We start from the raw sequence: 11,482 nt of genomic DNA, 5'->3' as shown, positions 1-11,482 counted from the left end.
GACCGCGCCGAACTCGTCGCACAGGTCGAGGATCTCGCCGACCGGAGCCATCGAGCCGTCGGAGTACACGGTCAAGAATCCGACAACGACCCGCCGGCCGCGGAGGTTTTCCAGCACCTGCCTGAGATCGGCAATGTCATTGTGGCGGAAGTTGATCAGGTTACGTCCGAACTTGAATCGTTCAACGGCCTTCCACATGCTCCAGTGGCTGTCCCGGTCGAGCACGAACACCGTGTCGGCGTTGTCCACGCCGGGCTGGTCGTTGAACGAGAACCTGGCGCTCATCGCGTGCACGAACCCGACGTTGGCCAGCAGCCCGGTGGCGTAGGTGAGCGCCTTCTGCCGGCCGGTGATCTCGGCGACCAGCGCCTCCAGTTCCAGGTGTGGCCGGGCGACGCCCTGAACCACTCGGGAGCCGCCGACGACCAGGCCATAGTTCATCGCCGTCTCGACGAAGACGTTGCRCACGTCCGGGTCGTGTTGCCATCCGAGGATGCCGATGCCGGCGAAGTTGACCACTTTTCTGCCGTTGATGCTTATGACCGCGTCGTTGCGGTCGTCAAGCTCGGGAGTCGCGATCAGTTCACCGCTTCGCCTCGCGCTTTCGACCCATTCGGAGAAACCCCAGCGGGCCAGCGCCGGCTCCGCGGACAAGGCAGTCATGATCGTCCCTCATTTCGGCGAGTTAGGCCCAGGAGTGTTGGCGTCTTCTCGTTGCTCGGTGGTGGAAGGGCAAATGCGAGACCGCTGGACGGCGCAAACAGAGCAGGCCGAGACCAGGTCAGCCCACGACGGGGCCACCGAGTTCGGAGCCACCGAGTTCCGGTCGGTTCAGAGCAGGGTGCCGAGTCGGGAGTCGACTTCCTCGGCGCTGATGCCGAATTGGGCCAGGTCGTAGCGGTGCGAACGGAGGCGTGCGTCTTCGGCCAGCACGGCCGACATGGCCGGGCGGACCTCGTTGGCCAGGTCCCATCCGAGGTGGCGGTAGATGTCGGCGACGACCGCCAGCGGGTCGGCGGTGAACTCGTCGAATTCGACGTCGTAGAATCTGGCCTGGTCGTGTTTGGCCCGCTCCGTGGCGAATCGCGCAAGAGTGCGAGTGGCGAGTGCGAGCAGGGTAGGGCCGATCACCTCGCCCTGGAAAACTGAGGACATGCCCGCGGCAAGCTTGCTCGCCATGCTGCACGCCGATCCCAGTACCGTACTAGCGGGTCTGCGGTGGGTCTGGATCACCATTGCGTCGGGGTAGGTCGCCAGCAGGGCATCCAGACAGGGCATGTGACTGGAGGACTTGAGTACCCAGCGTCGCCCGGGGTCATGCAGCCCGATCAGTTGGAGGTTGCGGCGATGCCGCCGGTACGCTTCGGTCGAGTCCCGGCCTGCCAGCCACGCGGAGTACGTCGGCACGTACCCGGTGAACTCGAAATACGGCGAGACCATCGACTGGCGGGTCAACAGCCAGCACTCCTCGACCTCGCCGGCTTTGCGATTGTGGATGCCCAGGTAGCCGGGATGTTGCTCGACAAACTTGTCGACGCCCCCCTGGACCATCTGGAAGATCGGGTTGGTAGGCCAGGTCGAGCGTGCGGGCCGGGGCTGGGGAGCGTAGCCCAGCCACAGTTCGAGCCCTTGGTTGGCCGAGTCGGCGGTGAGTAGCCGGTGCAGGGTGGTGGTGCCGGTCCGCGGCATACCGACGATGAACACCGGCCTCTCGATCGGGACCTGGGCGTGCTCGGGATGTCTCTGCCACCCGGCCTCACTGAACAGGCGGGCCATCAGGATGCCGCACAACTCGTCCTGGACCAGCTGGACGCCGTGCGGCGTCAGGCTCGCCTCTTCCTGATAGGAGGCCAGGAGCACCTCGAGCCCTTCCAGATAGTCCGCCGGGCCGAAGTCGGTGAGTCCGGTGAGATCGGATGCCGTGGTGTGTAGCTCCTCGATTGTTTGGATCTTGTCCACTGAGTACGCTCCTCTGGTCCGTCAGCAGACGGCTTCAACAAATTCTCGAGATACAACGACCGGTTCCTCCCTGAGGGGCAGCAGGTGGAACCGGCCTTTTCGCGGAGCGTACGGAGGGTGTATAGGGGTCTCCGCGGCTGGCCAGCCGGAAAACATCCAGTTTCCCAGGCCGGCTCTGGACGCCGTGCCCGATGCCGCTCCTGATTTATCCGCGCCGGCGGGTCCCGGTGCAAGATATGGCCGTCGATCCGGATGACAATGCGAACGTCATGACCGCGTCCCTTCCGCAACTGTCGCGAACGTCCTGGTAGGCCATCGGCGGCACCCGTTCGCCGGGTGCGGCAGTCTGGGCAGCTGAACATGCCGGCGAAATACTGGTCTCCACTGACTTCGAGCCAATCATAGCCGATACGAGTGGGTGATCGACGTTCTGCGCCCGGGGCCAGCCATCGACAATTGAGATCGGCTGATACGAACATCAGAGCCAGCACGGCCGTGGGTTGATACCCCGCTGCTTCGGGCCCATACTTCCTGCCTCGCGGCAACCGAGGTCGCCACGGTCGCATCACGCCACCCATCCCCCGCCGTTGACAACCTGATGGCCGCGCCTGAAGTGACAACGGCGGGCCCGGCCAGGCGCGTGGATGTCCGGGCATAGAACGGCGGGTAACATTTTATCGCGAACGGGTTACGGCTATAGGTCAGCGCGGACTTGCTGGCCGCGTAAACGCTGCCACCCGGCTCGGGGATCCGGTCGGCGGCGTTACTGCCGATGGTGATGATCCGACCGCCCGCTGGTCATGGATCGGCACCTACTGGACGCTGACGGTGGCGCGGTGGTGGCGCGGTTCCTCGATCTCGTCGAGCAGCGCGATCGCGAAGTCCGCGTACCCGATCCGGCTGGCCGGGTCGCCGTGCTCGGCGACCCGGTACCGGCCGGTGCGCGCCCCGTCGTGGTCGAAGTCCCCAGCGGGAGCGACGTACACCCAGTCGAGTTCGCAGGCGCGCAGCACGTCGAGGCCCGCCGCGTGGCCGAGGAAGAAGGAACGGTACTCGTTCGGGTAGCCGGGCTCGTCCATCAACGCGGCGCCAGATGCCCCCGGCAGGATCGAGGAGAGGCCGACGACCACCAGGCGGCGCACGCCCGCCCTGGCCAGCCCGGTGGCCAAGGTGCGGGACGACGCGGTGAAGAAGTCGTGCGCCGGCGTGGACAGGTCGACCGCGGCGCTGATCGCCGCGTCCTGTCCGGCCGCCGCACGCTCGACACTTACCGCATCAGTGACATCACCCGCAACCACCCGGGCGTCGGACGGCAGGTCGCCATGACGTGCGGGGTCGCGCATCACGGCGGTGACCCGGTGGCCGCGGCGACCTGCTTCGGCGAGAACCTGCCGCCCCGCACGCCCGCCCGCGCCGAACACCACAATGTTCACGGCAACCCCTCTCCCCGTATGCCGGTGCCCTTGCGCCTGCCGGTGCGCGGACGCTATCGGGGATGGCGGTTACCGCGGGGATACCGGCTGGCTGGCTATCGTGAAGCGGTGAGGAAGCCCCTGCCCGCCGACATGTTCGACGAGCTGTGCCCGTCCTCGCTCAACCCGATCCGCTTCGGCGACAAGTGGGCAGCGCTCATCATCCGCTGCCTTGAGGACGGGCCGCGCCGGTTCTCCGAGCTGCGCGTGCCGCTGAGCCGGGTCACTCCCAAGGTGCTCACCCAGTCGCTGCGTTCCCTCGAACGGGACGGCCTGATCACCCGCACCGTCCTGGATGCCAGGGCCACCGCCCATGTCGAGTACGAGCTGACCGCGCTGGGCCGCAGCATGCTGGAGCCGATGGCGGTCGCCTGCGCCTGGGTCGCCGAGCACTGGGACCAGCTCCTCGACGCCCGCGAGGCGTATGACCGCGCCCTCCGCCTCGACCGCGCCGGATGAGGCGGCGTGGCTATCGCCGACGCGCCGCACAGTTCTGGACACATACCGAAACGTGCGGAGCRACGCCGATCCAGCCGAGCGAGACCCACAGCGTGACCGCTACCTCGGCCGTTTCCAGTTCGACACCGGGACCCTCGCCATCTTCGACCAGCGCCCCGACGTCCCCCGCCATCGGCGAACGCACCGGCGTCACCACGACCGCCGGTCCCGCCGGCCGCGCGATCACTCTGCTTCGCGGGTGACGTGCCTGCCCGCATCGTGCATACGGGCGGGCACGGGGCGGACCGGGCAGGCCGTCGGTAGCGGAGGCGGCTCCGGCCGGTGGCGGCGCCTGTGTCCCGCCCGCGCGGCCGGTCGAAGGCCGGTGAAACCGGCGTGCAGGGGCGGTGATACCGCCGTTGTCTAGCGTTCTGGCCAGCTCATCCGACGCCTCCCTCGACCCGACGCCCCCGTTGTCGATCCCCCGTTGTCGATCCCCCGTTGTCGATCCCCCGTTGTCGCGACACCCCACGGAAGGAAGACGGATGACAGCCATGCCCGCGGTCCAGGCCGGTGGTCTGGTCAAGAGATTCGGCGATTTTCACGCCGTCGACCACATCGATCTCGAGGTGCACCACGGCGAGATCTTCGGCGTGCTCGGGCCCAACGGCGCCGGCAAGACGACGATGCTGAAGATGCTGGCCACGCTGTTGGCGATCGACGACGGCCGGGCCGAGATCTTCGGCGTCGACGTCGCCGCCCAGCCGCACCGGGTCCGTCAGCTCATCGGCGTGACCGGCCAGTACGCCTCCGTGGACGAGGACCTCACCGCCACCGAGAACCTGTGGCTGTTCGGCCGGCTCCAGGGCCTGCGCTCGGCTGACGCGCGCGCCACCGCGCGCCGGCTGCTGGAGCAGTTCGGTCTCGAGGAGGCCGCCGAACGACAGATCTCGGCGTTCTCCGGCGGGATGCGCCGCCGCCTCGATCTTGCCGCGTCCCTCATCACCCGGCCACCGTTGATCTTCCTGGACGAGCCGACGACCGGCCTCGACCCGCGTACCCGCGGCCAGATGTGGGACACCATCCGCGAGCTCGTCAACGACGGCTGCACCGTCCTGCTCACCACGCAGTACCTGGACGAGGCCGACCAGCTCGCCGACCGGGTCTGCGTGATCGACCACGGGCGCAAGGTCGCCGAGGGCACGCCGGACGAGCTCAAGACCCAGGTCGGCGACTCGACGCTGCAGCTTCAGCTCGCCCCCGGCGCTGACCAGGAGCGCGCCCGCGAGGTGGTGCTGCGGGTGCTCGGCGAGGAGCCGGTCACCACGCCCGAGTCCGGCCGGCTCAACGTCCCGCTCGACGTCGCCGACCGGGCCGCCGACGTGCTGATCGCGCTGCGCGGGGCCGCCGTCGCGATCGCCTCGGTCAGTGTCGCCAAACCGACCCTCGACGAGGTCTTCTTCGCCCTCACCGGCCACGGCGCCGGTCCCGGCCACGGCGGCCCGGGCGACGCCGGCGACCCGGGCGACGCCGGCGACCCGCAGACCGCCGGCGGCCCGACCGGAGCGGTACCCGACCAGGACGCGACCGGCCCCGACGACCACGCCACGGAGGTAACTCGATGAACACCGTTCTCGCCGGGCCGTCGGCCGGGCCGGCCGCAGGCGCGCCGCGGCCGGCCTCGGCCGTCGACCCGGCAGCCGCCGTTGCCCGTACCCGGGCCCGCGCCGGGGTGGGGGACACCCTTACCCAGAGCTTCGCGATGGCCTGGCGAGCGCTGAAGAAGATGCGCCGCAACCCGGAACAGTTCTTCGACGTGGCGCTCCAGCCGCTGCTGTTCACCGCGATGTTCGCCTACGTGTTCGGCGGCGCGATCTCCGGCGACGTCCACAGCTACCTGCCGCTGCTCATCCCCGGCATCGTCGCCCAGACCGTGCTCACCACCTGCATGGCCACCGGTACGCAGCTGCGGGAGGACATGGACAAGGGGGTCTTCGACCGGTTCCGGTCCCTGCCGATGTCCCGGATCGCGCCGCTGGCCGGRCCGATGATCGCCGACCTGGTCCGCTACCTGATCGCGGCGAGCCTGACCTACCTGATGGGCCTGATCCTCGGCTACCGGCCCGGCGGCGGCGTGCCCGGCGTGCTCGGCGCGATCGTGCTCGCGGTCCTGACCGGCTGGGCGATCGCGTGGGCGTTCACCTGGATCGGCACGGTCGCCCGCAGCGCCCGCAGCGTGCAGGGAATCTCGATGATGATCCTGTTTCCGCTGACCTTCCTGTCCAACGCGTTCGTGCCGGCGAAGACGCTGCCGGGCTGGCTGGAGACCTTCACCAGGGTCAATCCGGTGTCACACCTGGTCTCCGCCACGCGGGACCTGGCCAACAACGGCGTGCTCACCGGGCAGGTCGGCTGGACGCTGCTCACCGGTCTCACCGTGATCGTGATCTTCCTGCCGATGTCGGTCGTCAGCTACAAGCGGCACCTGTAGCCCGTGCCCCGGCGATGCCCCGTCGCGGCCCGGTGGTAGATCGGCCAGCCGCTCGGCCAGCCGTTCGACGAGGATGCACGCCTCGTCGAACAGCTGTGCCGGGCGCCGGGCCTCGGCGTCCGACCGGGCTGCCGGGAGTGCGCCGGGTGCCCGGCGCTCGGCGAGCGCCTCGACCCGGGCCCACCCCAGCGACGGGATCGTCGCGATGTAGGAGAAACGCTTCGCCAGCGCGAGCAGCTGGACCGCCTCCCGCACTGTCATCCCGGCCGGCATCCCGGCCGGCCGGCCGTCGCGAAGGCCCCAGACGCCGAACGCGAACAGCAGCGTCCCGCACGCCGGATAGTCGATCGTGGCCCGGCTGCGTCGCAACGCGTCGGCATACCGGACGAGACTGGCGCGAAACAGGTCGTGGCCGGTGGCGAGGTCGTCGGCGCTGGCCGCGTGCCAGGCGAAGGCGGCGAGCGCCACCGCGTCGCCGGCCAGCACCCAGGGCTCGACGCCGGTCGTTGCGACGCCGGGCCATCGCAACGCCCGCATCCCCGCTGCCGCGTCCAGATGCTGGCGCAGGCCCACAGCCGTGTCGCCGCGCACGATCGCGAGCTCGGCCCGGCCGATCGCCGCCATCATCGGGCCGCCGTACACGGCCCCGTCCGACGGGTCGATCTGGGCGAGATACTCCTCGGCCGCGTCGAGCCGGCCGCCGTTGACGGCGTCGAACGCCAGCAGCACCCGCAGCTGTGCGACGTCGTCGCGGGCACCGAGCCGTTCCAGGACCGGCAGGGCCGCCTGGGCGTGGGAACGGGCGACGGCGAAATCTCCGCGCCGCATCGTCAGCTCGGCCAGCCGGGTGTGCACCATGGCCGTCAGCCACGGCCCTTCCCGCGGTGTGGCCAGGGCCAGCGTCTGCTCGGCGGCTGCCGCCGAGGCCAGTGCCTCACCGGCGTTCTCGTGCAGATGGGCCAGCCACACCAGACAGACCAGGCGCAGGTGCCGGTCGGCGCCGTCCGCCAGCCGCACGAGCTGTGTCTCGGTGTCCGTGGGCTGCGCCGGGTCGAGGGCGAGCAGCACCCGCGCCGTGTTGGCCAGCCACGGGTCGCCCGCAGCCTCGGGGCCGAGCCGCTCCAGCAGCTCGCGGATCGGCGCCGGGAGAAGCCCGTCCCCCACGAAGATCGCGACCGTCGCCATCGCGGTCCCGGCAGCCACGGCCGCCTGAGCCGCGGCGGGCTGCGGTGTCCAGCCGGACAGCATCGCGGTGACCGCGTCGATCAGCACCGACATCCGGAGGTGCTCGCCGCGGATCGCCCAGAACATACCGAGCACCGCCAGCAGCCGCACGACCGTCTCGGTGTCGCCGTCGGCCACCGCGTCACGCAACTCGTCGGCGAGGTTCGTCTCCTCGGCCGCGATCGCGTCGATCGCCGCGAACTGCCGCTCCGTGACCAGACCCACGCCGTGCCGGGTGGCGTAGCCGACCGCCCAGTCCCGCTGGGCCCGTCGCGCCGCGACCTGCTCGCCGGATTCGGCCAGCCGCAGCCGGCCGAACTCCCGGACCGTCTCCAACATCCGATAACGCACTCCGCCGGCCGGCTCGCGCACGCTCAGCAACGACTGTTCGACGAGGTTCTGCACCGCGTCGACCGCGTTGACGGGATCGGAACCCGCTGCCTCGTCGGCGGGGCCGGGGGCGGCGAGGATCTCCTCCGCCGCCTCCAGGGTAAAACCGTCCGGGAACAGCGCCAGCCGGCGCAGCGAGCGCCGTTCCGGCTCCGCCAGCAGGTTCCACGACCAGTCGATCACGGCGAGCAGCGTGCGGTGGCGGTCCGGGGCGGCGCGGTCTCCGCCGCGCAGCAAGGCGAACCGGTCCGCCAGCCGCCGGTCGACGTCCTCCACCGACATCGCCCGGACCCGAGCCGCCGCCAGCTCGATCGCCAGCGGAAGCCCGTCGAGCCGGTCGACGATCCGGCCGACCACCTCACGGTCGAGCCGGACGGTGGGGCGGGCCGCGGTGGCACGCTGGCTGAACAGCTCGACCGCGTCGGCGCGGACCAGCTCGCCGAGCAGGTAGACCCGCTCGGCACCGATCGCGAGCGGCGCCCGGCTCGTCGTGAGCACCCGCAGGTCGGCGGTGGCCGTGACGAGGAAGGCGACCAGCTCGGCGACCTCGGCGACAAGATGCTCGCAGTTGTCCAACAGCAGCAGGCCCGGCCCCCGCGCCAGTCGCGCGGCGATCCGCGCGCGCAGGTCGGCGCGCTGCGCGGGGGTCAGCACCCGGCGGTCGCCGATCGAGTCGCGGACGCCGAGCGCGGAGCCGACCTCGCCGATCAGGTCCTCGGGCGCCGCCACCCCGACCAGGTGGACGACGTGCACCACCGGCAGCGTGCTGTCCCGGGCGAGCAGATGGGCCAGGCGGGTCTTCCCGAGGCCACCCGGCCCGACGATCGACACCACCCGCGACCGGTCCAGTAACGCCCGCAGCCGCTCGACGTCGTGCTGGCGGCCCAGCAGGGGAGTGGCGTCGTATCGGATCCCGCCCCGGACGGGCCGGTCGAGGGCGAGCAGATCGCGCTGGACCCGGGTGAGTGTCTCCCCGGGGCTGGTCCCCAGCCGTTCCCGCAGGTCCCGGCGGTAGCGCTCGAATCGTCCCAACGCCGCCGCGGGCCCGCGCACCGCGGCCTCGCTGCGTAGCAGGTCGACCAGCAGGTCCTCGTCGTCGGGCTGCTGCGCGTGCGCCGCCTCCAGGAGCCCGAGCGCCTTGGCATGCTCACCTGTACGACTCGTGGCCCGGGCCAACAGCAGTCGGGCCGCCGCCAGGTCGCGGCCGGCCGCCCGGCGCACGCCGGCGAGCGGCCCGGAGCCGTTCACCGGCACCGGCGGCAGCGCCGCGCCGAGGTCCAGCGCAGCGCGGGCCCGCTCGACGGCGGCCCGCGGATCRACAGCGACGAGCTCGGCGGCCTCGGCCACCAGCCGGCCCAGCAGACAGCTGTCGACCTGCGTCGGCAGGAGACCGAGCCGGTAGCCGTCACCGTCGCGCACCACCGCACCGGCACCGCACGCCGCCCTGGTCCGCGAGACGACCACCTGAAGGCCCTTGGCCGGGTTGGCCAACGACCCCTCGCCCCAGATCATCTCGGCCAGCCGCTGCGCCCGCACCGGCCGGCCGGGCTCGGATGCCAGCGCCGCCAGCAACGCCCGGGGGCGGTCGCCCATCACCGGGGTGCCCTCCCAGCGCACCCCGTCCAGGAGCATGAGGCTCACGACCACTCTGATCAGTCTAGAACGGCAGCCAGGAACGATCCGTACGTCCCCAGGAGCGTTGCCAGGGCCGGTTCCGCGGTCGAGCGACATGGTCCGGGCGACGGCATGGTCCGGGCGACGGCATGGTCCGGGCGACGGCATGGTCCGGGGCTGGTTCGTTCGGGCCGCCCGCCGAGCACATCGCCATGACGAACCTCAACGAGGTGAATAAGTGGATCATTCTGCCGTATGGCCGCGGAGTTGATCACCGAACCTGGGGTCGGTCCTTCTCGCTCCGGTCGACATGCGATCCTTGGGGACGAGAGATCAGGACTCCCGCTGAGCGAGGTGATGGGTGGGCAGCCGGAACCGGGAACGACGCAAGGCAAAACAGAAGGCCCGCGCGAACCGTGTCCGCGCCCAGGCGCCGGAGTCCGGGGCAGGGGCCTTCTACCAGGAGGAGCGCGGCCAGCGGGAGATGTTTCGCCGGATCGCCGATCAGCTGGTCGCGGCGGYGCTGAACGCCCAGCTCGCCCGGGATGAGGCGGCACTGGCCGAGTACGTGGAGTTGCTCGTCGCCGCGCCGGGCGGGCCGGCCGGACGCCGAGTTGTCAATCGGTCCCTGGCCGGGTGGTTCGACCGCACCGTCGAGGCCGCCTGGCAGCGCGGCTGGCAGCCGGCTGACGTGCACCGGATCGTGAACCGTCAGGCAGGCCAGCGCCAGGCGCGACTCGCCGTCGACGCCATCGCCGGCCAGATGCGGCAATACGCGGCCGCCACCGTCGACGAGCGGTGGAAGAACCAGCTGTATGATCTTAACGCCGTTCTGTGGTGGGAGGATGACGGCACCTGGCTGGACGCCTGGGGTGACCGGGAGGGCCGGGACCGGGCGGAGGCGCTTGCCGACACCCTTGGTCTGCTCACCCTTCTGCACACCCTTCCCGCGATCGAATCCCTGTGCCCCCCGCCAGGCACCACACGACGCGACCCACCAGGTCGCCCCGCGGGACGCGGCCACGGCCAGGCGGACCCGGGCCACCGGGCCGGGGCCGGCCGGAGCGCCGACCCACGCATCCTCGACAAGGTCCGGGCGCTGCTGGCGAAGGCCGAATCAACCGGGTTCGCGGACGAGGCTGAGGCGCTGACCGCCAAGGCACAGCAGCTCATGGCCCGGCACAGCATCGACGAGGCGCTGCTCGCGGCGCGGGAGGGAACCCGCGACGAGCCGGCCGGCCGCCGGGTCGGCGTCGACAGCCCTTACGAGGCGGCCAAGGCCAGCCTGCTCGACGTGGTCGCCGGTGCAAACCGATGCCGTTCGGTGTGGACAAAGAACCTCGGGTTCGCCACGGTGATCGGTTTCCAGCCTGACCTCGACGCCGTCGAACTGCTGTACACCTCGCTCCTGGTCCAGGCGACCGCGGCGATGATGCAGGCCGGGTCCCGCCACGGGCGGTCCCGCACCCGGTCGTTCCGCCAGTCGTTCCTCGCCTCGTTCGCGGTCCGGATCGGCCAACGCCTGACGGCCGCTACCGAGCAGGCCAGTGAACAGGCCGCGGTCGAGGCGGGCGAGAGCCGGCTGCTGCCTGTGCTCGCCGCCCGTGGCGACGCCGTGAAGGAGGCAGCCGAGACGATGTTCCCGCAGGTCGTCGCCCGGGCGGTGAACGCGACCGACGGCGAGGGGTGGGCGTCCGGCCGGGCCGCCGCTGACCTCGCCTCCCTGCACACCTACGGCGAGGTGACCACCGCCCGGTCCCGATAGCCATGGCGCCGGAGCCGGCCCTCGCCTCACCGGTCACGCGATCATCCTGTTCGGGGCGGGACAGGCCCGCGTGCGGGCGCACCTCGCGCATCCGCTGGGAGTGAAGGGCTTCGCCGTCTCATGTGGGGG

General features: G+C 70.9%; 6 protein-coding genes and 3 pseudogenes. 4 read left to right on the top strand and 5 right to left on the bottom strand.

Annotation, left to right across the window (positions count from 1 at the left end):
* From KBI5_RS21960 to KBI5_RS21950, 4 genes and pseudogenes are all read right to left on the bottom strand, one after another.
* Positions 1-663 (bottom strand): annotated as a pseudogene (locus KBI5_RS21960) (pyridoxal phosphate-dependent aminotransferase family protein); the annotation flags it as partial.
* Between the two features lie 168 nt (positions 664-831).
* Complete coding sequence (locus KBI5_RS21955) at positions 832-1,959, bottom strand: sulfotransferase (RefSeq protein WP_011436448.1); 1,128 nt, start codon at positions 1,957-1,959, stop codon at positions 832-834.
* A gap of 702 nt (positions 1,960-2,661) precedes the next feature.
* Positions 2,662-2,751 (bottom strand): annotated as a pseudogene (locus tag KBI5_RS28900) (oxidoreductase); the annotation flags it as partial.
* Between the two features lie 20 nt (positions 2,752-2,771).
* Positions 2,772-3,392 (bottom strand): NAD(P)H-binding protein, encoded by a 621-nt coding sequence (locus tag KBI5_RS21950; protein WP_085016311.1) that lies wholly within the window; start codon positions 3,390-3,392, stop codon positions 2,772-2,774.
* Positions 3,393-3,500: 108 nt separating this feature from the next.
* Between KBI5_RS21950 and KBI5_RS21945 the strand changes: the two genes are divergently transcribed.
* The 3 genes from KBI5_RS21945 to KBI5_RS21930 all read left to right on the top strand — a co-directional run bounded on the left by KBI5_RS21945 (position 3,501) and on the right by KBI5_RS21930 (position 6,360).
* Positions 3,501-3,890, top strand: coding sequence for a helix-turn-helix domain-containing protein (locus KBI5_RS21945; protein ID WP_011436450.1), 390 nt, complete (start codon positions 3,501-3,503; stop codon positions 3,888-3,890).
* Positions 3,891-4,414: 524 nt separating this feature from the next.
* Positions 4,415-5,494: a daunorubicin resistance protein DrrA family ABC transporter ATP-binding protein gene (locus KBI5_RS21935; RefSeq protein WP_011436451.1), complete on the top strand. Its 1,080-nt coding sequence runs from the start codon at positions 4,415-4,417 to the stop codon at positions 5,492-5,494.
* The gene (locus tag KBI5_RS21930; protein WP_085016310.1) at positions 5,491-6,360 is read left to right on the top strand and encodes an ABC transporter permease; all 870 of its coding nucleotides are present in this window, start codon (positions 5,491-5,493) and stop codon (positions 6,358-6,360) included. The genes KBI5_RS21935 and KBI5_RS21930 overlap by 4 nt, the downstream gene beginning before the upstream one ends.
* 1,791 nt (positions 6,361-8,151) lie before the next feature.
* Here KBI5_RS21930 and KBI5_RS28895 read toward each other — a convergent pair.
* A pseudogene (locus KBI5_RS28895) lies at positions 8,152-9,486 on the bottom strand (BTAD domain-containing putative transcriptional regulator); the annotation flags it as partial.
* A gap of 463 nt (positions 9,487-9,949) precedes the next feature.
* Here KBI5_RS28895 and KBI5_RS21920 point away from each other — a divergent pair.
* Positions 9,950-11,353 (top strand): DUF2786 domain-containing protein, encoded by a 1,404-nt coding sequence (locus KBI5_RS21920; protein ID WP_085016309.1) that lies wholly within the window; start codon positions 9,950-9,952, stop codon positions 11,351-11,353.
* The last annotated feature ends 129 nt before the right edge of the window (positions 11,354-11,482 follow it).

Source organism: Frankia sp. KB5 (assembly GCF_002099325.1).
Taxonomy (GTDB): Bacteria; Actinomycetota; Actinomycetes; order Frankiales; family Frankiaceae; genus Frankia; species Frankia casuarinae.
This window is presented reverse-complemented; position numbering and strand designations above follow the sequence as displayed.

Bases quoted from the DNA above. Each gene is read 5' to 3' on its own strand.
- KBI5_RS21935 (WP_011436451.1), top strand. From the start codon at position 4,415: ATGACAGCCATGCCCGCGGTCCAGGCCGGTGGTCTGGTCAAGAGATTC.